The sequence below is a fragment of the Streptomyces sp. DH-12 genome, from assembly GCF_002899455.1.
Classification (GTDB): domain Bacteria; phylum Actinomycetota; class Actinomycetes; order Streptomycetales; family Streptomycetaceae; genus Streptomyces.
Genome location: NZ_PPFB01000001.1, coordinates 4,910,621 through 4,935,585, shown reverse-complemented (window position 1 = coordinate 4,935,585; position 24,965 = coordinate 4,910,621). Strand labels below are relative to the sequence as shown.

Annotated in this window: 21 protein-coding genes and 1 pseudogene; 12 read left to right on the top strand and 10 right to left on the bottom strand. The window is 73.5% G+C overall.

Features of this window, described 5'->3' with window-relative positions:
• Positions 1 to 187: 187 nt before the first annotated feature.
• From C1708_RS21160 to C1708_RS21145, 3 genes are all read right to left on the bottom strand, one after another.
• On the bottom strand, positions 188 to 1,477 hold the full coding sequence (locus C1708_RS21160) for a citrate synthase (RefSeq protein WP_106414153.1): 1,290 nt from the start codon (positions 1,475 to 1,477) through the stop codon (positions 188 to 190).
• Positions 1,478 to 1,776: 299 nt separating this feature from the next.
• The gene (gene recD2, locus C1708_RS21150; RefSeq protein WP_106414152.1) at positions 1,777 to 4,089 is read right to left on the bottom strand and encodes an SF1B family DNA helicase RecD2; all 2,313 of its coding nucleotides are present in this window, start codon (positions 4,087 to 4,089) and stop codon (positions 1,777 to 1,779) included.
• Between the two features lie 41 nt (positions 4,090 to 4,130).
• Entirely contained in the window at positions 4,131 to 4,616 is a 486-nt protein-coding gene (locus tag C1708_RS21145) for a MarR family winged helix-turn-helix transcriptional regulator (RefSeq protein ID WP_106414151.1), read from the bottom strand.
• Between the two features lie 94 nt (positions 4,617 to 4,710).
• Here C1708_RS21145 and C1708_RS21140 point away from each other — a divergent pair, with 94 nt between their 5' ends.
• Positions 4,711 to 5,799 (top strand): epoxide hydrolase family protein, encoded by a 1,089-nt coding sequence (locus C1708_RS21140; protein WP_106414150.1) that lies wholly within the window; start codon positions 4,711 to 4,713, stop codon positions 5,797 to 5,799.
• A 21-nt stretch (positions 5,800 to 5,820) separates the two neighbouring features.
• Here the strand turns inward: C1708_RS21140 and C1708_RS21135 are convergent, their stop codons facing one another.
• The 3 genes from C1708_RS21135 to C1708_RS21125 all read right to left on the bottom strand — a co-directional run bounded on the left by C1708_RS21135 (position 5,821) and on the right by C1708_RS21125 (position 8,026).
• Positions 5,821 to 6,777 carry a DUF1648 domain-containing protein gene (locus C1708_RS21135; RefSeq protein ID WP_106416406.1) on the bottom strand — a complete coding sequence of 319 codons (957 nt, stop codon included), beginning with the start codon at positions 6,775 to 6,777 and terminating at the stop codon, positions 5,821 to 5,823.
• A 29-nt stretch (positions 6,778 to 6,806) separates the two neighbouring features.
• Positions 6,807 to 7,154: a GntR family transcriptional regulator gene (locus tag C1708_RS21130; protein ID WP_106414149.1), complete on the bottom strand. Its 348-nt coding sequence runs from the start codon at positions 7,152 to 7,154 to the stop codon at positions 6,807 to 6,809.
• 374 nt (positions 7,155 to 7,528) lie between these two features.
• Positions 7,529 to 8,026 (bottom strand): TetR/AcrR family transcriptional regulator, encoded by a 498-nt coding sequence (locus C1708_RS21125; protein WP_241911455.1) that lies wholly within the window; start codon positions 8,024 to 8,026, stop codon positions 7,529 to 7,531.
• A gap of 305 nt (positions 8,027 to 8,331) precedes the next feature.
• On the opposite strand from C1708_RS21125, the gene C1708_RS21120 reads away from it, so the two are divergent.
• The 5 genes from C1708_RS21120 (at position 8,332) to rbsD (ending at position 14,231) form a co-directional block, all read left to right on the top strand.
• Positions 8,332 to 9,372, top strand: a complete 1,041-nt coding sequence (locus C1708_RS21120; protein WP_106414148.1) for a LacI family DNA-binding transcriptional regulator — start codon at positions 8,332 to 8,334, stop codon at positions 9,370 to 9,372.
• Positions 9,369 to 10,901: a sugar ABC transporter ATP-binding protein gene (locus tag C1708_RS21115; protein ID WP_106414147.1), complete on the top strand. Its 1,533-nt coding sequence runs from the start codon at positions 9,369 to 9,371 to the stop codon at positions 10,899 to 10,901. Before C1708_RS21120 ends, C1708_RS21115 begins: the two co-directional genes overlap by 4 nt.
• A complete protein-coding gene (locus tag C1708_RS21110; protein ID WP_106414146.1) occupies positions 10,891 to 12,849 on the top strand; it encodes an ABC transporter permease/substrate-binding protein in 1,959 nt (652 codons plus the stop codon). Before C1708_RS21115 ends, C1708_RS21110 begins: the two co-directional genes overlap by 11 nt.
• Before the next feature lie 90 nt (positions 12,850 to 12,939).
• Complete coding sequence (locus tag C1708_RS21105) at positions 12,940 to 13,845, top strand: ribokinase (RefSeq protein WP_106414145.1); 906 nt, start codon at positions 12,940 to 12,942, stop codon at positions 13,843 to 13,845.
• Positions 13,842 to 14,231 (top strand): D-ribose pyranase, encoded by a 390-nt coding sequence (gene rbsD / locus C1708_RS21100; protein WP_106414144.1) that lies wholly within the window; start codon positions 13,842 to 13,844, stop codon positions 14,229 to 14,231. Before C1708_RS21105 ends, rbsD begins: the two co-directional genes overlap by 4 nt.
• 211 nt (positions 14,232 to 14,442) lie before the next feature.
• Here rbsD and C1708_RS21095 read toward each other — a convergent pair whose 3' ends face one another.
• From C1708_RS21095 to C1708_RS21085, 3 genes are read right to left on the bottom strand one after another with little or no spacing between them, the layout of a single operon-like run.
• Positions 14,443 to 15,276: a sugar phosphate isomerase/epimerase family protein gene (locus C1708_RS21095; RefSeq protein ID WP_106414143.1), complete on the bottom strand. Its 834-nt coding sequence runs from the start codon at positions 15,274 to 15,276 to the stop codon at positions 14,443 to 14,445.
• Entirely contained in the window at positions 15,273 to 16,427 is a 1,155-nt protein-coding gene (locus C1708_RS21090; protein WP_106414142.1) for a dihydrodipicolinate synthase family protein, read from the bottom strand. The genes C1708_RS21095 and C1708_RS21090 overlap by 4 nt, the downstream gene beginning before the upstream one ends.
• Complete coding sequence (locus C1708_RS21085) at positions 16,424 to 17,575, bottom strand: Gfo/Idh/MocA family protein (RefSeq protein WP_198602552.1); 1,152 nt, start codon at positions 17,573 to 17,575, stop codon at positions 16,424 to 16,426. The genes C1708_RS21090 and C1708_RS21085 overlap by 4 nt, the downstream gene beginning before the upstream one ends.
• 135 nt (positions 17,576 to 17,710) lie before the next feature.
• Between C1708_RS21085 and C1708_RS34040 the strand changes: the two genes are divergently transcribed.
• The 4 genes from C1708_RS34040 to C1708_RS21070 all read left to right on the top strand — a co-directional run bounded on the left by C1708_RS34040 (position 17,711) and on the right by C1708_RS21070 (position 21,251).
• Positions 17,711 to 17,884 (top strand): hypothetical protein, encoded by a 174-nt coding sequence (locus tag C1708_RS34040; protein ID WP_157951284.1) that lies wholly within the window; start codon positions 17,711 to 17,713, stop codon positions 17,882 to 17,884.
• Positions 17,881 to 18,927, top strand: coding sequence for a LacI family DNA-binding transcriptional regulator (locus C1708_RS21080; protein ID WP_106414141.1), 1,047 nt, complete (start codon positions 17,881 to 17,883; stop codon positions 18,925 to 18,927). Before C1708_RS34040 ends, C1708_RS21080 begins: the two co-directional genes overlap by 4 nt.
• A 156-nt stretch (positions 18,928 to 19,083) precedes the next feature.
• Positions 19,084 to 19,884: a sugar phosphate isomerase/epimerase family protein gene (locus C1708_RS21075; protein WP_106414140.1), complete on the top strand. Its 801-nt coding sequence runs from the start codon at positions 19,084 to 19,086 to the stop codon at positions 19,882 to 19,884.
• Positions 19,885 to 20,012: 128 nt separating this feature from the next.
• Complete coding sequence (locus C1708_RS21070) at positions 20,013 to 21,251, top strand: MFS transporter (protein WP_106414139.1); 1,239 nt, start codon at positions 20,013 to 20,015, stop codon at positions 21,249 to 21,251.
• A gap of 198 nt (positions 21,252 to 21,449) precedes the next feature.
• Here the strand turns inward: C1708_RS21070 and C1708_RS35160 are convergent.
• Positions 21,450 to 21,638 (bottom strand): annotated as a pseudogene (locus C1708_RS35160) (EamA family transporter); the annotation flags it as partial.
• A gap of 113 nt (positions 21,639 to 21,751) precedes the next feature.
• On the opposite strand from C1708_RS35160, the gene C1708_RS21060 reads away from it, so the two are divergent.
• Both C1708_RS21060 and C1708_RS21055 read left to right on the top strand, forming a co-directional pair.
• Complete coding sequence (locus C1708_RS21060; protein WP_106414138.1) at positions 21,752 to 22,669, top strand: LysR family transcriptional regulator; 918 nt, start codon at positions 21,752 to 21,754, stop codon at positions 22,667 to 22,669.
• A gap of 323 nt (positions 22,670 to 22,992) precedes the next feature.
• Positions 22,993 to 24,837 (top strand): glycoside hydrolase family 3 protein, encoded by a 1,845-nt coding sequence (locus C1708_RS21055; RefSeq protein WP_106414137.1) that lies wholly within the window; start codon positions 22,993 to 22,995, stop codon positions 24,835 to 24,837.
• Positions 24,838 to 24,965: the final 128 nt, after the last annotated feature.

The window sequence follows — 24,965 nt, the reverse complement described above, 5'->3', positions numbered from 1 at the left end:
GGACCGGCGGCCGGGGCGCCTTCTTCTTTGCGTGCTTCGCGGTGGTGCGACGTGCCCGAAGGGGCGCGGGGGCCGTGCCGGCATGCGGCTCCGCCGCGCGGGCGCGGCCGGCCACACGACGGCCCGCGGCCGCCCGCGCCCCTTCAGCGACGCACTCTCAGGCGTACGACACCCGCACCGGCAGGTGTCAGCGCTTCTCGACGGGGACGAAGTCGCGCTCGACGACGCCCGTGTAGATCTGGCGCGGGCGGCCGATGCGGGAACCCGGCTCCTTGATCATCTCGTGCCACTGGGCGATCCAGCCCGGCAGGCGGCCGAGGGCGAACAGCACCGTGAACATCTCGGTCGGGAAGCCCATGGCCCGGTAGATCAGGCCGGTGTAGAAGTCCACGTTCGGGTAGAGGCTGCGCGAGACGAAGTAGTCGTCGGAGAGCGCGTGCTCCTCCAGCTTGAGCGCGATGTCCAGCAGCTCGTCGGACTTGCCGAGGGCGGACAGCACGTCGTGCGCGGCGGCCTTGATGATCTTGGCGCGCGGGTCGAAGTTCTTGTAGACCCGGTGGCCGAAGCCCATCAGGCGGACGCCGTCCTCCTTGTTCTTCACCTTGCGGATGAAGGAGTCGACGTCGCCGCCGGAGTCGCGGATGCCTTCCAGCATCTCCAGCACCGACTGGTTGGCGCCGCCGTGCAGCGGGCCCCACAGGGCGTTGATGCCGGCGGAGATCGAGGCGAACATGTTCGCCTGCGAGGAGCCGACCAGGCGGACCGTGGAGGTGGAGCAGTTCTGCTCGTGGTCCGCGTGCAGGATCAGCAGCTTGTCCAGGGCGGAGACGACGACCGGGTCGAGCTCGTACTCCTGCGCCGGCACGGAGAAGGTCATGCGCAGGAAGTTCTCGACGTAGCCGAGGTCGTTGCGCGGGTAGACGAACGGGTGGCCGACCGACTTCTTGTAGGCGTAGGCCGCGATCGTCGGGAGCTTGGCGAGCAGGCGGATGGTGGAGAGGTTGCGCTGCTGCTCGTCGAACGGGTTGTGGCTGTCCTGGTAGAACGTGGACAGCGCGGAGACCACCGAGGACAGCATGGCCATCGGGTGGGCGTCGCGCGGGAAGCCCTTGTAGAAGTTCTTGACGTCCTCGTGCAGCAGGGTGTGCTGCGTGATGTCGCCCTTGAACCCGGCCAGCTGGTCGACGGTGGGCAGCTCGCCGTTGATCAGCAGGTAGGCGACCTCCAGGAAGGTGGAGCGCTCGGCCAGCTGCTCGATCGGGTAGCCGCGGTACCGGAGGATGCCGGCCTCGCCGTCGAGATAGGTGATCGCGGATTTGTAGGCGGCGGTGTTGCCGTAGCCGCTGTCCAGCGTCACCAGACCGGACTGGGCGCGGAGCTTCCCGATGTCGAAGCCCTTGTCACCGACGGTGCTGTCGATCACCGGGTAGGTGTACTCGCTGCCGTCGTACCGCAGTACTACAGAGTTGTCGCTCACGTCTTCCCTCACCGACGTTGTGCCTCATCTTCGAGGTGCCCTGACTGTCTCTACCATCCCCCACTCGGCTCAGGAGAGTGCACTCGGGGTCGACCATCGGGCCTATTGACGGCACTGAGTGCCGCCAACTTGCCCATCCTGCCCCCTGTGTTCCCCATCCGGAACCCCTGTGTGACCTTCACGACTCATTTGATCGATCATTTTTCGGTGACGGGATCCTCACCGCGGCCCCCGCCCCCCGCCGGGAGGCGGTCCCCTCCGGGTCCCCCGCCCGGCGTTCCGGAACCGGCGGAGCGAGGTCAGGACCCGCCTGACGGACCGGGACCGGCGGACCGCGGACCCGTCCCGGCCGGACCCGCGCCCGCGAGCCGCATGTCGAGCGCCGTGCACCGGCGGCCGGCCGACAGCGTGCGCACCGCCTGTCCGATGGCCTTGCGGGAGCCGACCAGGACGACCAGTTTCCGGGCCCGGGTCACCGCCGTGTAGAGCAGGTTGCGCTGGAGCATCATCCACGCGCCCGTGGTGACGGGGATGACCACCGCCGGGTACTCGCTGCCCTGGGAGCGGTGGATGGTCACGGCGTAGGCGTGGGCCAGTTCGTCCAGCTCGTCGAAGTCGTACCCCACCTCCTCGTCCTCGTCGGTCAGCACGGTCAGGCGCTGGTCGACCGGGTCCAGCGCGGTGACCACGCCGACGGTGCCGTTGAAGACGCCGTTGGCGCCCTTCTCGTAGTTGTTGCGGATCTGGGTGACCTTGTCGCCGACGCGGAACACCCGGCCGCCGAACCGCTTCTCGGGCAGGTCGGGGCGGGCGGGGGTGACGGCCTGCTGCAGCAGGCCGTTGAGCGTGCCCGCGCCGGCCGGGCCCCGGTGCATGGGGGCGAGGACCTGCACGTCACGGCGCGGGTCGAGACCGAACTTCGCGGGGATGCGCCGGGCCGCCACGTCCACGGTGAGCCGCCCGGCCTCCTCGGTGTCCTCCTCCACGAAGAGGAAGAAGTCCTTCATGCCGTCGGTGACCGGGTGCTTCCCCGCGTTGATCCGGTGCGCGTTGGTGACCACGCCGGACTGCTGGGCCTGCCGGAACACGCGGGTGAGGCGCACGGCGGGGACGGGGCTGCCGTCGGCGAGGAGGTCCCGGAGCACCTCGCCCGCCCCGACGCTGGGGAGCTGGTCGACGTCCCCGACGAACAGCAGGTGGGCACCCGGCGGCACGGCCTTGGCCAGCTTGTTCGCCAGCAGCAGGTCCAGCATGGACGCCTCGTCGACCACCACCAGGTCGGCGTCCAGCGGCCGGTCCCGGTCGTACGCCGCGTCCCCGCCGGGCTTGAGTTCCAGCAGCCGGTGCACGGTGGACGCCTCGGCGCCGGTCAGCTCGGCGAGCCGCTTGGCGGCACGCCCGGTCGGCGCGGCGAGCACCACCTTCGCCTTCTTGGCGCGGGCCAGCTCCACGATCGACCGCACCGTGAACGACTTGCCGCAGCCGGGTCCGCCGGTCAGCACGGCGACCTTCTGCGTCAACGCCAGCTTGACGGCGGCCTCCTGTTCGGGCGCCAGGTCCGTCCCCGTGCGGCCGCGCAGCCAGCCGAGCGCCTTGTCCCACGCCACGTCCCGGAACGCCGGCATCCGGTCCTGGTCGGTGCGCAGCAGCCGCAGCAACTGGGCGGCGAGGGCCACTTCGGCGCGGTGGAACGGCACCAGGTAGACGGCGGTGACCGGGTCGCCGCCCTGCGGGTCGGGCACCTTCTCCCGTACGACGCCGGGGTCCTCGCCCGGGTCCTCCGGCTCGGCGGCGAGCTCGGCGAGGCACTCGATGACCAGGCCGGTGTCCACCTGGAGCAGCTTCACCGCGTCCGCGATCAGCTTCTCCTCGGGGAGATAGCAGTGTCCCTGGTCGGTGGCCTGCGACAGCGCGTACTGCAGGCCCGCCTTCACCCGGTCCGGGCTGTCGTGCGGGATGCCGACCGACTGGGCGATCCGGTCGGCGGTGAGGAACCCGATGCCCCAGACGTCGGCGGCCAGCCGGTAGGGCTGGTTCTTCACCACGGAGATGGAGGCGTCGCCGTACTTCTTGTAGATGCGCACGGCGATGGACGTCGAGACCTCGACGGTCTGGAGGAAGAGCATGACCTCCTTGATCGCCTTCTGCTCCTCCCAGGCGTCGGCGATCTTCTTGGTCCGCTTCGGTCCGAGCCCGGGGACCTCGATGAGCCGCTCGGGCTCCTCCTCGATGACGCGGAGGGTGTCCGTCCCGAAGTGCTGGGTGATCCGGTCGGCGAAGACCGGCCCGATGCCCTTCACCAGTCCGGAGCCGAGGTAGCGGCGGATGCCCTGCACAGTAGCGGGCAGCACGGTCGTGTAGTTCTCCACGTGGAACTGCTTGCCGTACTGGGGGTGCGACCCCCAGCGCCCCTCCATCCGCAGCGACTCCCCCACCTGCGCGCCGAGCAGCGCCCCGACGACGGTGAGCAGATCACCGGCGCCCCTGCCGGTGTCGACCCGGGCGACCGTGTAGCCGTTCTCCTCGTTGGCGTACGTGATGCGCTCCAGCACGCCTTCGAGCGTGGCGAGCCGGCGTTCGCCGGAGGGCGGGGCGGAGGGATGGGTGGGCATGGGTCGACGGTACCGGTGGGGTGTGACAGGAGGCGTGGCGTTCAGGACTCCTCGTCCTGGCCGGGGTGGGCGGGGCCGTGGTGGTCGGCGAGGACGGTGAGCAGGCGGGTGAGTTCGCCGCGCTCGGCCGGGGTCAGGGGGGCGAGGAGTTCGTCCTGCGCCTCGCGGATGAGCGCGTCGAGGCGTTCGAGGCGGCGGCGGCCGGCGGGGGTGAGGGTGATGACGTTGCGGCGGCGGTCGGCGGGGTCGGGGTCGCGGCGGACGCAGCCCGCGTCCCCCAGGCCGTTGAGGACGGCGACCATGTCGCTGCGGTGGATGCCGGTACGGCGGCTGAGCTCGGCCTGGCTGGCGGGGCCCGCCTCGGCGAGGGTCAGCAGCACGGCGAAGTGCCACTTGTGGGCGCCCTCGGCGGCCAGCCGCTCCCCGACGAGCCGGTCGGCGACCAGCGTGGCGCCGGCCAGCAGGCGGCTGGGGATGGCGCGCAGGCGGGCGGGCGCGGGTTCCGGGGCCGGAGAGCCGGGGCTCATAGGGGGTCCTCCGCATCTTGCGTTGGTGACACCAACAGTCTACCTTCATTAGTGGAATAAACGTTAGTTCGACTAACGCAATGGAGGGTGACCCATGATCACGCCATTTCGCATCGACATCCCGCAGGCCGACCTCGACGATCTCACCGACCGTCTCGCCCGCACCCGCTGGCCCAACGAGATCACCGACGCTGGCTGGGACTACGGCTTCCCGCTGGCCCGGCTGAAGGAGCTGGCCGAGCACTGGCGCACCCGCTACGACTGGCGTGCGCACGAGGCCCGCCTCAACGAACTGCCGCACTTCCTCACGGAGATCGAGGGCCAGACCGTCCACTTCGTCCATGTGCGGTCCGCCCGGCCGGACGCGCTCGCGCTGGTCCTCACCCACGGCTGGCCCGGTTCGTTCCTGGAGTTCCTCGACGTGGTCGAGCCGCTGTCCCGGGACTTCCACCTGGTGATCCCGTCCATCCCCGGATACGGCTTCTCGGGACCGACCCACGAGCGCGGCTGGGACATCGTCCGCGTCGCCCGCGCGTGGGCCGAGCTGATGCGGCGCCTCGGATACGAGCGGTACGGCGCGCAGGGCGGCGACTTCGGCTCGGGCATCTCCCTGGCGCTCGGCACGCTGGAGCCGGAGCGGGTTGTCGGCGTGCACGTCAACTACCTGCCCACCCGGCCCGACCCGGCCGCCGGCGTCACCCTGAGCCCGTCGGACGAGGAGCGGCTGGACACGGTGCGGAAGCTGCTGGCGTCCCGCCCGCCGTACCAGGCGCTCCAGGCCACGACCCCGCAGACGCTGGGCTACGCGCTGACCGACTCGCCGGTGGGCCAGTTGGCCTGGATCGCCGAGCGGTTCGCGCAGTGGACCGACCCCCGCACGCCGGTGAGCGACGAGCGGATCCTGACCGGCGTCTCGTTGTACTGGCTGACCGCCACGGCGGCCTCCTCGGCGCGGCTGCACCGCGAGTCGGCCCGGCGGAGCGAGCGGTGCCCGGTGCCGGTCGGGGTGGCGGTGCTCCCCCACGACATCACCCGTTCGGTACGGCCCCTCGCCGAGCGGCTGTACGACATCCGGCACTGGTCGGAGTTCGACCGGGGCGGCCACTTCGCGGCGATGGAGGTGCCGGAGCTGTTCGCCGATGACGTACGGAAGTTCTTCGTCGGGCCGGGGGCGGCGGAGTGAGTGGTGCCGTGCCCCCGGGCGTCACGTGGAGCGTTGCCCGATCAGGGAGTTCAGGAGGGCGGCTCCGCGTTCGGCGTCGTCGACGCTCACGGCGAAGTCCTTGCCCTTGGCCGTGCGGATCACCAGGCACTCGCCGCCGCGCAGCATGACGGTGGTGCCCAGTCCGCTCAGCCGGTAGCCCCAGCCGCCGACCCGCATGGCGGTGCGGGTCTCGACCCAGGCGGAGGCGATGCCGTCGGCGGTCCACCGCCGGGTCGGCCACCCCAGCGGGCCGAAGGCGACCTCGAGTCCCCTCTCGGTCACCCGGGCCTGGACGGAGGCGCAGCCGAGCACCACCAGGGCGACGAGGGCGAAGGTCCCGGCGAGCGGCACGGCTTCCGCCCCTGCCAGGCCGCCCACCGCCGCCGCCGTGGCCGCGAGCGCGACGACGCCGCTCACGGCCGCCATGAGATGGAGCCAGGGGTTGGAGGCCCGGGACAGCCACACGAAGCGCTGCCCCCGCGGTATCTCCATCGCGGGCCCGGCCGTGGGCGGCACCGTGCCCCGCGCCCGGCGGCCGGCCAGCAGGGCCACCGCTCCCACCGCAGCCGCCCCGGCCAGGGTGACGACCGCCCAGGTCGTCACCGAGCCGGCCTCGCGCCAGTCCGCGCGGTCCAGGTTCGCCCGCACGACGGACGCCTGCGCGCCGAGGAGGGTCACGCCGGTGAAGCCCAGGGTCACGCCCGCCCAGCCGGGGGCCGCGGCCGCCTCGCCCGCGTCCCAGCGAGCGCGCCACAGGGGGAACACGGCAACCGCCGCCATGACCAGCCAGATCAGCGCCGGGAAGAACGTCGCGGCCCAGAACGGCATCGAGTCGTCCGGCTCGCCGGCCGCGCCCCAGTGGGTCGCCAGCCGGTCCGGCAGCCGGTCCCTCGCGGTGAGGGGGAAGACCACCAGGAGCACCAGCACGCCCACGACCCAGGCGCCGGCGCCCCACATCACGGCGTTCCCGCGCGCGGTCCGCTCGGTCACGTGACCTCCCTGATCATGTCGATGACGTCGTCCTTGCCGTACCCGAGGCGCGCCGCGTCGGCCAGGACCTCACGGACCCGGTCCAGCAACGCCGACCGTTCGTCCGCCCCACGAGCCACGGTCACCCCGCGCCCCCGCCGGAACTCCAGCAGTCCTTCGTCCCGCAGGGCGCGCAGGCCGCGCAGCACGGTGTTGACGTTCACGCCCAGGGCCTGGGAGAGGTCCCGCGCCGGGGGCAGCCGGTCGCCCGGCGCGCACTCCCCTTCGGCGATGGCCCGCCGGACGGCACCGGCCACCTGCTCGTGCAGGGGGCGGTGATCGGTGACGTCGAGTCTCAGCAGCATGGTGCTAATGAAGATAGCACCATGCGCTTGCAGCGGTCGGCCGCCGGGCGCCCGGGCCCGTGAGGAGGCGCCGTTCCGCCCGGCCGGAGGGGGACGCGGGACACGCGCGGAGGACCGCGGGCAGCAGGTGACGGACGGACGGGCCCGACCGTCCACGTCGGCACCGCAGGCTCCGGACCGTGAGATTCCTCCGACGGCGCGGTGAGCGCCCGGGGCCGACGGGGACGCCTCCGGCCGGGCCCGAAGCCCTTCACGGTGCCGGGCGTGACGCCGAGGCGGAGGCCGAGGCGCGCGGTGGCCCGATCAGCGCCCGCTTCCGAACCCTGTACCAGCAGGTCAAAGAGTGCCGGCGGTGAGCCGACGCCCCCGAGCCGCTATCGGACGAGGTAGCTCTCGATGTGGTCGATCACCGCCGACACGGCCTGCCGGTAGGCGGTGCTCGACCGGCGGACCTGGGACAGCAGCATGCCGCCCTGGACGGCGGCCAGCAGAGCGGTGGCGAGCGCGTCGGTATCGGCGCGCTCGCTCAGCTCGCCCCGCGCCTGCATGCGTGCGAGTCCCGACCTGATGGGGCCTTCCCACCGGTCGAAGGCGGAGACGAGTCTGGTCCGTGCCGACCGGTCGCTGTCGGCGAGTTCGCTGGCGAGCGAGCCGATCTCGCAGCCGCCCTCGCATCCTCTCTCGTCCTGCCGGCTCCCCGCCCTGTCGCACCACTCGCGCAGGGCCTCGACGCTGTCCCGGTTGTCCAGCAGCGGACGCTGCCGGGCGAGCTGGGTGTCCGTCTGGTGGTCGATGACCGCCAGGACCAGGCCCTGCTTGTCGCCGAAGTAGTGGTAGATCTGCGACGCGCCGACCCCGGCGGCCGCCTGGATGTCCGGGAGGCTCGTGCCCCCCCGCGCCGCGGTGGAACATCAGTTCCGCAGCGGTCTCGACGATGCGTTCGCGGGTCCACCGGACTCTGCCCGAAACCCGAGGTCATGCGGAGGCCGGCCGGTCCGGGGCCCGGGTGCACGGCGCCGTCGGCTCGCTGCGCACCGCCCTGTCCGCGGCCGGGGACGATGCCAGGCCGGCACGCCGGTCACGATTCGGTTTCGGCCACTCCCACCCCCTTGCCCCCGACCGGTGTAATCGATTCCAATCCTCCGTGTAATCGATTCCACGAGGAGGTGGGTCGGGCATGGCGGGTATCAAGGACGTCGCCGCCGAGGCGGGCCTGTCCGTGGCCACGGTGTCACGCGTGCTCAACGGGCATCCGTCGGTCAGCGAGGACGCGCGGCGTCGGGTGACCGCCGCCGTCGAGCGGCTGGGGTACCGGCCGAACGCCGTCGCCCGGTCCCTGCGCACCGACCAGACCCGCACCCTCGGGCTGGTCATCAGCGACGTGATGAACCCGTACTTCACCGAGCTGGCCCGCTCCGTCGAGGAGGAGGCCCGCGCGCTCGGGTACAGCGTGATCATCGGCAACGCCGACGAGCGGCCCGACCTCCAGGACCACCACGTCACCACCTTGCTGGACCGCCGTATCGACGGGCTGCTGGTCTCCCCCACCGACGGCGGCTCGCCCGGCATGCTCGGGGCCGCGAGGGCCGGGACGCCCATGGTGTTCGTCGACCGGTGGATCCCGGGCGTCGACGTGCCCGTGGTCCGCTCGGACGGGCGGGACGCCGTACGGGACCTGGTCGCGCACCTGCACGGGCTCGGGCACCGGCGGCTGGCGATCATCGCCGGGCCCGCCGCCACCACGACCGGCCGGGAACGCGTGGACGCCTTCCGTGAGGCGCTCGCCGCGTACGGGCTGGAGCTGCCCGACGCCTACATCGGCCAGGGCGACTTCCGGGCCGGCAGCGGGCGCCGGGTCACCGAGGGCTTCCTCGACCTGGCGGAACCCCCCGAGGTCGTGTTCGCCGCCGACAACCTGATGGCGCTCGGCGCCCTGGACGCCATCCGCGCCCGCGGACTGCGGGTGCCGGACGACATCGGGCTCGCCGCGTTCGACGACATCCCCTGGTTCGTGCACACCGACCCGCCGGTCACCGCGATCGCCCAGCCGGTCCGCGACCTGGGGCGGGCCGCCGTGCGCGCCCTGGTCGACCGGATCGAGGGGCGGCCCGGCGCCTCCGTCGCCCTCCCCGCCCGGCTCGTCGTGCGCCGCTCGTGCGGCGAGCCGGGGACCGGACGACCCCCGTCCCCCTCCCCCGTACGAAGGAGTACGCCGTGAGCAGCCGCAGTCCTGACGAGTTGCTGCGCATCGAGGGCATCCGCAAGACCTTCCCCGGCGTGGTCGCGCTCGACGGCGTCGACTTCGAGCTGCGCCGGGGCGAGGTGCACGTGCTGCTCGGTGAGAACGGCGCCGGCAAGAGCACGCTGATCAAGATGCTGTCCGGCGCCTACACGCCCGACGCCGGCCGGATCACGGTCGGCGGCGAGGAGGTGCGCATCAGCGGTGCGCAGGACTCCGAGCGGCTCGGGATCGCCACCATCTACCAGGAGTTCAACCTGGTCCCCGATCTGACGGTCGCGGAGAACATCTTCCTGGGGCGGCAGCCGCGCCGGTTCGGGATGATCGACCGGAAGAAGATGGACGCCGACGCCGAGGTGCTGCTGCGGCGCGTCGGGGTGGACGTGTCGCCGCGGGCGCGGGTGCGGGAACTGGGCATCGCGCGGCTGCAGATGGTCGAGATCGCCAAGGCGCTCAGCCTCGACGCGCGGGTGCTGATCATGGACGAGCCGACCGCCGTGCTGACCTCCGAGGAGGTCGAGAAGCTGTTCACGATCGTGCGGCGGCTGCGCGAGGACGGCGTCGGCATCGTCTTCATCACCCACCACCTGGAGGAGATCGCCGCGCTCGGCGACCGGGTCACCGTGATCCGGGACGGGCGCAGCGTCGGCCAGGTGCCCGCCTCGACGCCCGAGGACGAGCTGGTCCGGCTCATGGTCGGGCGGTCCATCGAGCAGCAGTACCCGCGCGAGCGCGCCGACGCCGGTGACGCCCTGCTCAAGGTCGAGGGGCTGACGCGCGACGGCGTCTTCCACGACGTGAGCTTCGAGGTGCGGGCCGGTGAGGTCGTCGGCATCGCGGGGCTGGTCGGCGCCGGGCGGACGGAGGTGGTCCGGGCGGTGTTCGGGGCCGACCCGTACGACGCCGGGACGGTGCACGTCGGCGGGGTGCGGCTGCGCGGTCACGACGTGAACGCCGCCCTGGAGGCCGGGGTCGGTCTGGTGCCCGAGGACCGCAAGGGCCAGGGGCTGGTGCTGGACGCCTCCGTGGAGGAGAACCTCGGCCTGGTCACCCTCCGTTCCTCGTCCCGCGCCGGGCCGGTCGACCTCAAGGGTCAGCGCGAGGCCGCGGCCCGCATCGCCGACCAGCTCGGCGTGCGGATGGCCGGTCTCGGCCAGCACGTGCGCACCCTGTCCGGCGGCAACCAGCAGAAGGTCGTCATCGGCAAGTGGCTGCTGGCGGACACCAAGGTGCTCATCCTCGACGAGCCCACGCGCGGCATCGACGTCGGCGCGAAGGTCGAGATCTACCAGCTGATCAACGAGCTGACGGCGGCCGGCGCCGCGGTGCTCATGATCTCCAGCGACCTGCCCGAGGTGCTCGGCATGAGCGACCGGGTCCTGGTCATGGCGCAGGGCCGGCTCGCGGGCGAACTGGACGCCGCCGAGGCGACCCAGGACGCCGTGATGGCCCTCGCCGTCGGCACCACTTCCCCCAGCAACGGAACGGAGGCCCCCGGTGGCCACTGACACGCTCAAGAGCAAGCCGGGCGCGCAGGGCGGCGCCACGGGCGGCCTGCGCCGGCTGCTCCTCGACAACGGCGCGCTGACCGCGCTGATCCTCCTCGTGATCGCCATGTCGGCGCTGTCCGGGGACTTCCTGACCGCCGACAACCTGCTCAACGTCGGCGTCCAGGCCGCCGTGACCGCGATCCTCGCCTTCGGCGTCACCTTCGTGATCGTCTCGGCGGGCATCGACCTGTCGGTCGGCTCGGTCGCCGCGCTGTCCGCGACCGTCCTCGCCTGGAGCGCGACGGAGGCCGGGATACCGGTGGCCCTCGCGGTCGTCCTCGCCGTCGTCACCGGCATCGCCTGCGGCCTGGTCAACGGCTTCCTCGTCTCGTACGGCAAACTCCCGCCGTTCATCGCGACGCTGGCGATGCTGTCGGTGGCGCGCGGTCTGTCGCTGGTGATCTCGCAGGGCTCGCCCATCGCCTTCCCCGACTCGGTCTCCCACCTGGGCGACACGCTCGGCGGCTGGCTGCCGGTGCCGGTGCTCGTGATGGTCGTCATGGGCCTGCTGACCGCGTTCGTCCTCGGCCGCACGTACATCGGCCGGTCCATGTACGCCATCGGCGGCAACGAGGAGGCCGCGCGGCTGTCCGGCCTGCGGGTGAAGAAGCAGAAGCTCGCCATCTACGCCTTCTCCGGACTGTTCGCCGCCGCCGCGGGCATCGTGCTCGCCTCCCGGCTGGCGTCCGCGCAGCCGCAGGCCGCGCAGGGCTACGAGCTGGACGCGATCGCCGCCGTCGTGATCGGCGGCGCCTCCCTCGCGGGCGGCACCGGCAAGGCGTCCGGCACGCTGATCGGCGCGCTGATCCTCGCGGTGCTGCGCAACGGGCTCAACCTGCTGTCGGTGTCGGCGTTCTGGCAGCAGGTCGTCATCGGCGTGGTCATCGCGCTGGCGGTGCTGTTCGACACGCTGCGCCGCAAGGCGGGCGCGACCGCCCCGGCGGCCGGGGCGTCCGGCGGCGGCAACAAGGGCAGGCAGGCACTGACGTACGTGATCGCGGCCGTCGTCGCCGTCGCGGTCGTCGGCGCCACCTCGCTGCTGCACGGCGGCTCGTCCGGGACCGCCAAGCCGAGGATCGGCCTGTCGCTGTCGACGCTCAACAACCCGTTCTTCGTGCAGATCCGCGAGGGCGCCGAGGAGGAGGCGAAGAAGCTGGGCGTCGACCTGACGGTCACCGACGCGCAGAACGACGCCTCCCAGCAGGCCAACCAGCTGCAGAACTTCACCAGCGGCTCGCTGGACGCGGTCGTCGTCAACCCGGTGGACTCCGACGCGGCCGGTCCCTCGGTGCGCGGCGCGAACCAGGCGGACATCCCGGTGATCGCCGTGGACCGCGGCGTCAACAAGGCGGACACCTCCGCACTGGTCGCCTCCGACAACGTCGAGGGCGGCGCGCTCGGCGCCAAGGCGCTCGCCGAGAAGCTCGGCGGCAGGGGCACCATCGTGATCCTCCAGGGCCAGGCCGGCACCTCCGCCAGCCGTGAGCGCGGCGCGGGCTTCGCCGAGGGACTGAAGGACTACCCGGGCATCAAGGTCGTCGCCAAGCAGCCCGCGGACTTCGACCGCACCAAGGGCCTGGACGTGATGACGAACCTGCTCCAGGCGCACCCCGACATCAACGGCGTCTTCGCCGAGAACGACGAGATGGCGCTCGGCGCGATCAAGGCGCTCGGCTCCAGGGCCGGGACGTCGGTGCAGGTCGTCGGCTTCGACGGCACGCCGGACGGGCTGAAGGCGGTGCAGGCGGGCACGCTGTACGCCTCCGTCGCGCAGCAGCCGAGCGAACTCGGCCGGATCGCCGTGCGGAACGCGTTGCGGGCCGCCGAGGACGAAAAGGTGGAGAAGATGGTGAAGGTGCCGGTGAAGGTGGTCACCGAGGAGAACGTGGCCGGCTTCGAAGGCTGACACCGGACACAGGGGCACAGAGGCACAGGGGCTCACGGGCGGGCGGTCACCTCGACCGCCCGCCCTCCTCAGCGGATCGGGAGCGAATTCATGTACGACTACGACCTCCTGGTCGTCGGTTCGGCCAACGCCGACCTGGTGATCGGGGTGGAGCGCCGGCCGGGCGCCGGGGAGACGGTGCTCGGTTCCGACCTGGCCGTGCACCCGGGCGGCAAGGGCGCGAACCAGGCGGTCGCCGCCGCACGGCTCGGCGCGCGCACCGCCCTGCTGGCGCGGGTCGGGGACGACGAGCACGGCCGGCTGCTGCTGGACTCGCTGCGCGAGGCCGGGGCCGACACGGTGGGCGTGCTGGTGGGCGGTGCGCCGACCGGCGTCGCGCTGATCACGGTGGACCCGTCGGGCGACAACAGCATCGTCGTCTCGCCGGGCGCGAACGGCCGGCTGACCCCGGCGGACGTACGGGCCGCCGCGAGCCTCTTCCACGCCTCGCGGGTGGTGTCGACGCAGCTGGAGATCCCGCTGGAGACGGTGGTGGAGGTGGTGCGGAGCCTGTCGCCGGACAGCCGCTTCGTCCTCAACCCGTCGCCCCCGCGGCCGCTGCCGTCGGAGGTGCTGGCGGCCTGCGACCCGCTGATCGTCAACGAGCACGAGGCGAAGGTGATCCTCGGCGACAGCGCCGGGGTGAGCGACGAACCCGAGGACTGGGCGCGGCTGCTGCTGGCGAAGGGCCCGCGCTCGGTGGTGGTGACGCTGGGCGGCGAGGGGGCGCTGGTCGCCTCCTCGGCGGGGGTCGCGCGGGTCGCGTCGGTGACGGTGGAGGCCGTGGACACCACGGGCGCGGGCGACGCGTTCACCGCGGCGCTGGCGTGGCGGCTGGGCACGGGCGAGCCGCTCGCCGAGGCCGCCGCCTACGCGGCCCGGGTGGGCGCGGCGACGGTCACCAAGGAGGGTGCGCAGGTGTCCTTCCCGACGGCGGCGGAGGTCGCGGCGCTGTGAAGAAGCACGGGATCCTGAACCGGCACCTCTCCGGCGCCCTCGCCGAACTCGGCCACACCGACGGGGTGCTGGTGTGCGACGCGGGGATGCCGATACCGGCCGGGCCGCGCGTGGTGGACCTGGCCTTCCGGGCCGGGGTGCCCTCCTTCGCCGAGGTGCTGGAGGGACTGCTCGGCGAGCTGGCCGTCGAGGGCGCGACGGCGGCGGAGGAGGTGCGGGACGCGAACCCGGCGGCGGCGGCGCTGCTGGCCGGTCACTTCCCGGAGCTGGCGTACGTCCCGCACGAGCGGCTGAAGGAACTGACGTCCGGGGCGCGGCTGGTGGTCCGCACGGGCGAGGCGAGCCCGTACGCGAACGTGCTGCTGCGGTGCGGGGTGTTCTTCTGAGCCGCCCCCTGACGGGCGTCCGCACGAACTTCGAGGGGCCCGGTCCGTCGACCGGGCCCCTCGCTTCCCTCCCCCGCCAGGACCTCCCTGAAATCCCCCCCGGGTCCCCACCCGGAAGTCCTGACGGTATGTAGACGGGCGGGGTGGGGGGAGGGTTGTACGGCCCCGCGAAATTTTTTTCACCTGCCCGAGGACATCCGGCGAGGCCGGTTCACACCTCCACCTTCTCCGCCCACCGCCGGGCCGTCTCCGCCAGGAGTTCGCGGCCGTCCCTCGCCCACAGCTCCTCGTTGAAGAGTTCGACCTCGATGGGGCCGGTGTAGCCCGCCGCCTCCACGCGGCGCTGCCACGCGCGCATGTCGATCGCTCCGTCGCCGATCTGGCCGCGGCCGTTGAGGACGCCCTCGGGGAGCGGGGTGATCCAGTCGGCGAGCTGGAAGGTGTGGATGCGGTGCTGGGCGCCGGCGCGGGCGACGGCCTCGGGGGCCGTGTCGTCCCACCAGATGTGGTACGTATCCACGGCGACGCCGACCTGGTGGGCCGGGAAGCGTTCGGCCAGGTCCAGGGCCTGCGTGAGCGTGGAGACCACGCAGCGGTCCGACGCGAACATGGGGTGCAGCGGCTCGATCGCCAGCTTCACCCCGTGGTCCTCGGCGTACGGGGCCAGTTCCGTCAGCGCGTCCCCGATGCGTTCGCGGGCCGCCCGCAGGTCCTTCGAGCCGGGCGGGAGGCCGCCCGAGACCAGGACCAGGGTGTCCGTGCCGAGCGTGGCCGCCTCGTCGACGGCGCGGCGGTTGTCGGCGAGGGCCGCCGCCCGCTCGTCCGGGTCGGTCGCGGTGAGGAAGCCGCCCCGGCACAGCGTCGTCACCGCCAGGCCCGCGTCCCGTACGAGCTCGGCGGCCGCCTCCACGCCGTACTCCTGGACCGGTTCGCGCCACAGGCCGACCGCCGGGACGCCCAGGTCGCGGCAGGCGGCGACCAGTTCGGGGAGCGTGAGCTGCTTGACGGTCATCTGGTTGATGCTGAAGCGGGTCAGGTCGCTCACGGCGTCACCCCGTACAGGCGCAGCAGGGTCCTCATCCGGTCCTCGGCCAGCCCGGGGTCGGGGAACAGGCCGAGGCGGTCGGCGAGTTCGTAGGCGCGGGCGAGGTGGGGCAGGGAGCGGGCGGACTGGAGGCCGCCGACCATCGTGAAGTGCGACTGGTGGCCGGCCAGCCAGGCCAGGAACACCACACCCGTCTTGTAGAAGCGGGTGGGCGCCTGGAAGAGGTGGCGGGACAGGTCGACGGTCGGGTCGAGGAGGGCGCGGAAGCCGTCCGTGTCGCCGGTGTCGAGGACGCGGACCGCCTCCGCGGCCAGCGGGCCGAGCGGGTCGAAGATGCCGAGCAGGGCGTGGCTGAAGCCCTGGTCGTCGCCCGCGATGAGTTCCGGGTAGTGGAAGTCGTCGCCGGTGTAGCAGCGCACGCCCTTCGGCAGGCGGCGGCGCAGGTCGATCTCGCGCTGCGCGTCCAGCAGGGAGACCTTGATGCCGTCGACCTTGTCGGGGTGGGCGGCGATGACGTCGAGGAAGGTGTCCGTCGCCGTGTCCAGGTCTGCGGAGCCCCAGTAGCCCTCCAGCGCCGGGTCGAACATGGGGCCCAGCCAGTGGAGGACGACCGGTTCCGCGGCCTGGCGGAGGAGGTGGCCGTAGACCTCCAGGTAGTCCTCGGGGCCCTGGGCGGTGGCGGCGAGGGCGCGGGACGCCATGAGGACGGCCTGCGCGCCCGATTCCTCGACGACGGCGAGCTGTTCCTCGTACGCCGCGCGGACCTCGGGGAGGGTCGCCGGGCCGGTGAGCTGGTCGGTGCCGACGCCGCAGGCGATGCGGCCGCCGGCCGCCTTCGCCTCGGCGGCGGACCGGCGGATCAGCTCGGCCGCGCCCGCCCAGTCCAGCCCCATGCCGCGCTGCGCGGTGTCCATCGCCTCGGCGACGCCCAGCCCGTGCGCCCACAGGTGGCGGCGGAAGGCGAGCGTGGCGTCCCAGTCGACGGCGGCGGGCGAGTCGGGGGTGGTGTCGGCGTACGGGTCGGCGACGACGTGCGCGGCGGAGAAGACCGTACGGGAGGTGAGGGGGGCGCCGGGGGTGAGGGCGAGGGGCTCGGTGCGGGGTTCGTGGACGCGCAGGGCGCCGTGTGCGTCGGGCAGGTGCAGGGTCACAGGACGATCTCCGGCACGTCGAGGCGGCGGCCCTCGGCGGAGGACCGCAGGCCGAGTTCGGCGAGCTGGACGCCGCGGGCGCCGGCCAGCAGGTCCCAGTGGTAGGGGGCGTCGGCGTGGACGTGCTTGAGGAACAGCTCCCACTGGGCCTTGAAGCCGTTGTCGAACTCGCCGTTGTCCGGCACCTCCTGCCACTGGTCGCGGAACGCCTCGGTGGCGGGGATGTCCGGGTTCCAGACCGGCTTGGGGGTGGCGGAGCGGTGCTGGACGCGGCACGTGCGCAGGCCGGCGACGGCGGAGCCCTCGGTGCCGTCCACCTGGAACTCGACCAGCTCGTCGCGGTGGACGCGGACCGCCCAGGAGGAGTTGATCTGCGCGATCACGCCGCCGTCGAGCTCGAAGACGCCGTAGGCGGCGTCGTCGGCGGTGGCGTCGTAGGGCTTGCCGTTCTCGTCCCAGCGCTGCGGGATGTGGGTGGCGGTGAGCGCCTGCACGGAGCGTACGCGGCCGAACAGCTCGTGCAGCACGTACTCCCAGTGCGGGAACATGTCGACGACGATGCCGCCGCCGTCCTCGGCGCGGTAGTTCCAGGAGGGGCGCTGCGCCTCCTGCCAGTCGCCCTCGAACACCCAGTAGCCGAACTCGCCGCGCACGGACAGGACACGGCCGAAGAAACCGCCGTCGATGAGGCGCTTGAGCTTGAGCAGGCCCGGCAGGAACAGCTTGTCCTGGACGACGCCGTGCTTGATCCCGGCGGCGTTCGCCAGGCGGGCCAGCTCCAGGGCGCCGTCGAGGCCGGTGGCGGTGGGCTTCTCGGTGTAGACGTGCTTGCCGGCGGCGATCGCCTTCCTGATCGCCTCCTCGCGGGCGGAGGTCACCTGGGCGTCGAAGTAGATGTCCACGCTGTCGTCGGCGAGGACCGCGTCCAGGTCGGTGGAGAGGTGTTCGAGTCCGTGGCGCTCGGCCAGCGCCCGCAGCGCGTGCTCGCGGCGGCCGACCAGCACCGGTTCGGGCCACAGCACGGTGCCGTCGCCGAGGTCGAGGCCGCCCTGCTCGCGCAGGGCCAGGATGGAGCGGACGAGGTGCTGGCGGTAGCCCATGCGCCCGGTCACACCGTTCATGGCGATACGCACCGTCTTGCGTGTCACGTCGTTCCCTTCGTACGCGGTCCGCGCGCCGCGTACGCCGCACGCGTCCCACGCGCTTCCGGAGGAGCGGCGGGACTGGTGGGCGCGACAGCAAGCGCTTTCTATACAGACAGAAGCTAGCCTCTGGACCGCGGTGTGGACAAGACCACTGCCGACCCCGACTTGTTCGAGGGGGCGGACAACCGGGCCGTTGGCCGTAGGGTCTGCTCGGAACCCCCGGTGCGGGCGTGGGCGGGCACGACGCGTACGGCACGGGCGGACGGCACGGCGGGCGGACGGCACGGCGGCGAGGCGGAGGACGAGACATGACGGTGACCCTGGCGGACGTGGCGGCGCGGGCGCAGGTCTCCCCCGCGACGGTGTCGCGTGTGCTCAACGGGAACTATCCCGTGGCCGCGTCCACCCGCGAGCGGGTGCTCAAGGCCGTCGACGAACTCGACTACGTCCTCAACGGCCCCGCCAGCGCCCTCGCCGCCGCCACCTCCGACCTGGTCGGCATCCTGGTGAACGACATCGCGGACCCGTTCTTCGGGATCATGGCGAGCGCGATCCAGTCGGAGATCGGCGGTCCCGGCGGGCGCGCGGGCGGGGAGAGACTCGCCGTGGTGTGCAACACGGGGGGATCGCCCGAGCGCGAACTGACCTACCTCACGCTGCTCCAGCGGCAGCGGGCCGCGGCGGTGGTGCTGACCGGCGGGGCGATCGAGGACGCGCAGCACAAGGCGGCGATGGACGCCAAGCTGCGGAAGCTGGCGGACGCCGGGACGCGGGTGGTGCTGTGCGGGCGGCCGCAGGCGCCGGAGACCGGGGCGATCGCGCTGACCTTCGACAACCGGGGCGGCGGGCAGGAACTCACCGAGCACCTGATCGGGCTCGGGCACCGGCGGCTCGGCTACATCGCGGGCCCCGAGGAGCGCACCACGACCCGGCACCGCCTGGAGGGCCACCGGGCCGCACTGGCCGCGCACGGCATCGAGGAGGACCCGCGGTGGACCGTGCACGGACGCTACGACCGGCGGTCCGGCTACGAGGCCACGCTCGAACTCCTGCGCCGCGACCCGTCGCTGACCGCCGTGGTCGCGGCGAACGACTCCGTCGCGCTGGGCGCGTGCGCGGCGCTGCGGGAGTCGGGGCTGCGCATCCCGGACGACGTGTCGGTGGCCGGCTTCGACGACCTGCCGTTCAGCATCGACGCGGTGCCCGCGCTGACGACGGTCCGGCTGCCCCTCGCGGAGGCGGGAGCGCGGGCGGGGCGGATCGCGATGGGGCGGGAGGAGGCGCCGGCCGGGGGGATCGCTTCGGTGCGGGGGGAGTTGACGGTGCGTGGGTCCACGGCGGGGCCGCGGGGCTGAGCCTTGCCGAGGGGCCGGCGGCCGCCTCCCGCACGGGCGCGGGAACTGCGCGACCGGCCCCCGCCGGGCCGCGCCCGGCGATCCGCCGAGGAGCCTCTGTGCGGCACCGGAGTGAGGGAGGAATCGCCCGCGCCGGTCGGGGGTAGTCCCGTATCCATGAAACTGGCGTTCTCCACCCTCGGCGTCCCCGGCCTCCCTCTCTCCGAGGTGACGGCCCTGGCGACCGCGCACGGCTATCACGGCGTCGAGCTGCGCGCCCACCCCGAGGAGCCCGTCCACCCGGGTCTCACCGCGGAGCAGCGGGCGGACGTGGCCGCCGGGTTCGAGGCGGCCGGGCTCGACGTCCTGGGGGTGGCCGGGTACGCCCGGGTCGCCGCGCCCGGTGACGACGGGCCGGTCCTCGCCGAGGTCCGCGCGCTGGTCGATCTCGCCGGGGACATCGGCGCCCCGTTCGTACGGGTCCTCCCCGGCGGCGGGGACGAGCAGGGCGCGGAGGAGGCGGACGCGACGGCCGCGCGGCGGCTGGGCACGGCCGCGCGGTACGCGGCCGACCGGGGCGTACGGATCCTGCTGGAGACGCACGACTCCCACCGCACCGGTGCGGACGCGATGCGGGTGCTGGGGCTGGTCGGACACCGGCACGTGGGCGCCCTCTGGGACGTGATGCACACGTGGCTCGGCGGTGAGCAGCCGGTGGACAGCTTCGCCGCGCTGTCGCCGCACCTGGGGTACGTCCAGGTGAAGGACATCGCCTCCGCGGAGGACCCGGCGCCGGTCGCGCTGGGGGCGGGGGTGCTGCCGCTGGCCGACGTGGTCGAGGTGCTGTCGCGGCACGAGTGGGACGGGTGGCTGTGCTGGGAGTACGAGCAGCGGTGGTACGCCGACGCGGCGCCCCTGCCCGGGCTCCTCACCCCCGGCCGCGAGCACCTGTCGCGGCTGCTGAACGAATCGGCCTGACGGCCTCGGGCGGCCCGGCGCCGGCGTGCCGGCCGGGCGGCGGGGAAAACGACTGGCCCGGGCCGTGGGCGGGCGGATAACGTCCCCGCCGTGCCTCAGCCTGTCCGCCGCCGCCCTGTCATGCCCTCGTGAGTGTGTCCCGCGCGTTCATCGACGTGCGTCCGCTGCGTACCTCCCCCCTCTTCCGACGTCTGCTGATCGGACGGACCGTGTCCGTGCTCGGCAGCTTCATGACCATGGTCACCGTCATGTACCAGGTCTGGGAGATGACGCACAGCGCGGCCTGGAGCGGTGCGGTGGGCCTCGCTCAGGCCCTGCCGCTCGTGTGCTTCGGCCTGTTCGCCGGGGCCTGGGTGGACCGGGGCGACCGGCGCCGGATCTACCTGGCCGCGACGGTCGGCCAGGCGGTGTGCTCGCTGCTGCTGGCGCTGCAGGGATTCACCGGACACGTGCCGGTGGCCGGTGTGCTGGCCCTGGTGGCCGCCCAGTCCGCCTGCGCGGCGGTGGGCGGTCCGGCGGCCGGCGTGTTCGTGCCCCGGGTGCTGCCCAAGGAGCAGGTGGCTTCCGGTCTGGCGCTCTACCAGGTCACCGCCCAGTCGATGATGCTGATCGGCCCCGCCCTCGGGGGGCTGATGCTCGGCTGGTTCGGCCTGGGCGTCTGCTACCTGCTGGACGCGCTGAGCTTCCTCATCGCCTTCTACGGTGCGTTCGGTCTGCCCGCGCTGCCGCCCGAGGGGGAGCCGTCCCGGGCGGGGCTGCACGGCGTGCTGGACGGGCTGCGCTTCCTGGCCGGCCACCGGGTGGTGCGGGGCGCGCTGGTCACCGACCTGGCCGCCACCGTGCTGTCCATGCCGGCCAGCCTCTTCCCGCTGATCAACGAGGAGCGGTTCGGCGGCGACCCGCGCACACTGGGTCTGTTCATGTCGGCGATCGCGATCGGCGGGGTGACGGCGTCGGCGCTGTCCGGAACGGTGACCCGCCTGGGCCGTCCGGGCCTCGTGATGCTGTGCGGCGCCGGCGTCTGGGGGGCCGCGCTGGCCGCGTTCGGCATGATGAGCAGCCCCTGGGCGGGCCTCGGCCTGCTGGTCCTGGCCGGGGCGGCCGACGCCCTCTCGGTGCTCTCGCGCACCACGATCGTGCAGACCCGTACGCCCGACGCCCTGCTGGGCCGGGTCACCGCCGCCGAGCAGATCGTCGGACAGGCCGGCCCGCACCTCGGCAACATGCGGGCGGGACTGGTGGCGGGCGCGACCTCCGGTGCGACGGCCCTGGTGACGGGCGGGCTGTTGTGCCTGTTCGCGGTGGTCTGGGTCGCCACGAGCACGCCCGAACTGCGCGCCGGCGTCCCCGCCCCGGAATCGCCCTGATCCTCATGTCCGACGTCACGATCACCCGGCGCCCGGTCAGGGCGGCCCGGCGCCGGTCCGCGGGGTGCGCGCCGGGCGACCCGGCGCGCACCCCCGTGTCCCGTCGCACGCGCCGGACCGGGACGGGCACCGTGTGGCCGTCCCCGGCCCGCACCGCCACCCCCTGGTCCCGCGCCCCGCGTCCGGGGACGGCCGGCCGGCGTCCCCGGTCGTGCCGAGGACCGGGGCCAGGAGGGAGAACGGGACGACCGTGGAGGCGGGGTGGCGGCGCAGGAGCCGGCCGCAGGCGCCGGACCCGAACACCGTGGCACGCCGGGCGACGTGGAGCACCGTGCCCGCGCCCGGCCGGTCCGGGGAGCGCAGGGCGGCCAGGTCCGCCGACGGGCCCCCACACGTGTGCCGGCCGCATGCGTCGAGCACCTCCGGCGACGACGCTTCAGCACCAGCGGCGTCCGCTGCATGGTTGGATGAAGCGTCACTGACCGTTCAGGGGTACCGCCATGCTCGATCTCCAGCGTCTGCGCGCCCTGCACGCCGTCTCCGTGCACGGCACCGTCGGCGCCGCCGCCTCCGCGCTCGGCTACACCTCCTCCGCCGTCTCGCAGCAGATCGCCAAGCTGGAGCGGGAGACGCGGACCGTGCTGCTGGAGCGGGAGGGCCGGGGCGTGCGGCTGACCGACGAGGCGCATCAACTGGTGCGCGCCGCGCGGGAGCTGATCGCCATCGTGGAGCGCGCGGAGACCGAGCTGGAGGAGCGGCGCGGGGTGCCGTCCGGGCGGCTGACCGTGGCCGCGTTCGCGTCGGCCGCGCGCGGGCTGATGCCGCCGGTGCTGGCCGACCTGGCCCGCCGGCACCCCGCGCTGGACACCCGGCTGACCGAGGTGGACCCGCATCTGTCCGTGGACCTCGTCGCCAAGGGCACGGTCGACCTGGTGGTCGCGCACGACTGGGACATCGCGCCGCTGCCCGCCCCGGCCGGCGTCGAGCAGCGGGTCGTCGGGGACGACCTGTGCGATCTGCTGGTGCCCGAGGGGCACCGGTTCACGGAGCGGACGGCGGTGCGGCGGGAGGAGCTGGCCGGGGAGCGGTGGATCTGCCAGCCGCCGGGCCGGGTCTGCCACGAGTGGCTGGTGCGGACCCTGCGCGCGGCCGGGCACGAGCCGGAGATCGTGCACACGGCCGACGAGAACCCGACCCTGGTCGCCCTGGTCGCGGCCGGGCTGGGCATCGCGCTGATCCCCCGGCTGGGGCGCGGTCCGCTGCCCGCCGGGGTCGTCGAGGTGCCGCTCGACCCGGTGCCCGTGAGGCGGCTGTACGCGCTGTGGCGCACGGGCGCGGCACGCCGTCCGGCGATCGCGGAGACGGTCCGCACGCTGGTCGATCACTGGCCGGCGGTCTCGGCGCACGGGCCCCGCTGAAACCGGGCGTCCGGAGAACACCCCTGCGGAAGGGGAACCCGCCGCCGCTCCCGCACGTCCCAGGGGCAGGCTGCCGGGCGAGCCTCCGGGACTGCTGTGCCGGCTCCTCGCGCCGGCCGCGGCCGCTGTCCCCCCTCGGCGCCGCGCCCCGGCCGGCGGCCCGCCGTCGTCGGCGCCGGCCCCCTCCCGCCGCGCCGACGACGGCCCCTCCGGATGCTGCACACGCCCTTGACTGGCAGAAACTTCCCGGATATTGGTGACCTCCTGGCAGTTTCCTTCAGCGGATCCCCGGTCCCCGCGGATCACCTTCCAAAGGAGCGCACGTGCCCGACAGCAGCCCCGGAAGCACGGCAAGCACCGCCCGTCCGTCCCGACGTACCGTCCTCGCCGCGACGGCGGGCGTCACCTCCGTCCTGGCGGCCGGCGGCACCGTCCACGCGGCCACCGGCGGGCACCGCCCCGACGACCGCAAGCTGCGCGCCCTCATCTCCCGTATGACGCTGGAGGAGAAGGTCGGCCAGCTCTTCGTGATGCGGGTCTACGGCCACTCCGCCACCGACCCCGACCAGGCCGACGTCGACGCCAACCTGAAGGAGATCGGCGTGCGCACCGCGGCCGAGCTGGTCGCCAGGTACCGCGTCGGCGGCATCATCTACTTCGCCTGGGCGCACAACACCCGCGACCCGCACCAGATCGCCGACCTCTCCAACGGCATCCAGAAGGCGTCCCTCGGTCTGCCGCGCGGTCTGCCGGTGCTGATCTCGACCGACCAGGAGCACGGCATCGTGGCCCGCGTGGGCGAGCCGGCGACGCTGCTGCCGGGCGCGATGAACGTCGGCGCGGGCGGCTCGCGGTCCGACGCGCGCGCCCTGGGCCGGATCGCGGGCCGTGAGCTGCGCGCCCTGGGCATCCGGCAGAACTACTCCCCCGTGGCCGACGTGAACGTCAATCCGGCCAACCCGGTGATCGGCGTGCGTTCCTTCGGCTCCGACCCGGAATCGGTCGCGGAACTCGTCGCGGCGGAGGTGCGGGGCTACGAGTCGTCCGGTGTCGCGGCCACCGCCAAACACTTCCCCGGGCACGGCGACACGGTCACCGACAGCCACGAGGACCTGCCGTGGATCCACCACACCCGCGAGCAGTGGGAGGAGCTGGACGCGCCGCCGTTCCGCGCGGCGATCGCCGCGGGCATCGACTCGATCATGACCGCGCACATCGTCGTCCCGGCGCTCGACGGCGCCGAGGACCCGGCCACCCTCTCCCACCCGATCCTCACCGGCATCCTGCGCGAGGAGCTGGGTTACGACGGCGTCGTGGTGACCGACTCCCTCGGCATGGAGGGCGTGCGCACCAAGTACGGCGACGACCGGGTGCCGGTGCTGGCGCTGAAGGCGGGCGTGGACCAGCTGCTCAACCCGCCGTCCCTGGACGTCGCCTGGAACGCGGTCCTGAAGGCCGTACGGGACGGCGAGCTGACGGAGGCGCGCCTCGACGAATCGATCCTGCGCGTGCTGCGCCTGAAGGCCCGTCTGGGCCTGTTCGACGACCCGTACGTCAGCCACGCGGGCGTGGACCGGGTCGTCGGCACCCGGTCGCACCTGGCCGCGGCCGACCGGATCGCCGAGCACGGCACGACCCTGATGGTCAACGAGGGCGGCCTGCTGCCGCTGTCCCGCCGCCGCACGCCCAAGGTGCTGGTGGTCGGCGCCGACCCGGCCTCCCCGTCCGGCACCACGGGCCCGCCCACCGGGGTGCTCGCGGACGCCCTGACCGAGCTGGGCTTCACCGCGACCGCCCTGTCCACGGGGACGGCGCCCTCGGCGGCGACCGTCGACAGGGCCGTGACGGCCGCCCAGGACGCGGACGCGGTGGTCGTCGGCACGTACAACGTCACCGGCTCCAGCAGCCAGAGGACGCTCGTCGAGCGGCTGCTGGCCACCGGGAAGCCGGTCGTCGCGGTGGCGATCCGCAACCCGTACGACGTGGCCCACCTGCCCGGCGTCCGCGCGTATCTCGCGTCGTACTCCTGGACCGACGTCGAGCTCCGCGCGGCGGCCCGCACGATCGCCGGCAGGGCACGCCCGCGCGGCAGGCTCCCCGTCCCGGTCCAGCGCGCCGACGACCCGACGGCGGTGCTGTACCCGGTGGGGCACGGGCTGACGTACTGACGGCCCGGGACGCCTCGTCCGGAGCGTGAGGCCCGGCCGGTCCGGGCGAGGCGTCCCGGTCAGCCGTGATCACGGCGCCTCCCCGGCCGGACGTGACGCCTCTACGTCACCCGCCCGGTCCCTCACCC

Coding starts and splice junctions, on each gene's coding strand:
- C1708_RS21140 (WP_106414150.1), top strand. CDS start 4,711: ATGATCACGCCATTTCGCATCGACATCCCGCAGGCCGACCTCGACGAT.
- C1708_RS21120 (WP_106414148.1), top strand. CDS start 8,332: ATGGCGGGTATCAAGGACGTCGCCGCCGAGGCGGGCCTGTCCGTGGCC.
- C1708_RS21130 (WP_106414149.1), bottom strand. CDS start 7,154: ATGCTGCTGAGACTCGACGTCACCGATCACCGCCCCCTGCACGAGCAG.
- C1708_RS21145 (WP_106414151.1), bottom strand. CDS start 4,616: ATGAGCCCCGGCTCTCCGGCCCCGGAACCCGCGCCCGCCCGCCTGCGC.
- C1708_RS21105 (WP_106414145.1), top strand. CDS start 12,940: ATGTACGACTACGACCTCCTGGTCGTCGGTTCGGCCAACGCCGACCTG.
- C1708_RS21080 (WP_106414141.1), top strand. CDS start 17,881: ATGACGGTGACCCTGGCGGACGTGGCGGCGCGGGCGCAGGTCTCCCCC.
- C1708_RS21075 (WP_106414140.1), top strand. CDS start 19,084: ATGAAACTGGCGTTCTCCACCCTCGGCGTCCCCGGCCTCCCTCTCTCC.
- C1708_RS21060 (WP_106414138.1), top strand. CDS start 21,752: ATGCTCGATCTCCAGCGTCTGCGCGCCCTGCACGCCGTCTCCGTGCAC.
- recD2 (WP_106414152.1), bottom strand. CDS start 4,089: ATGCCCACCCATCCCTCCGCCCCGCCCTCCGGCGAACGCCGGCTCGCC.
- C1708_RS21135 (WP_106416406.1), bottom strand. CDS start 6,777: ATGTGGGGCGCCGGCGCCTGGGTCGTGGGCGTGCTGGTGCTCCTGGTG.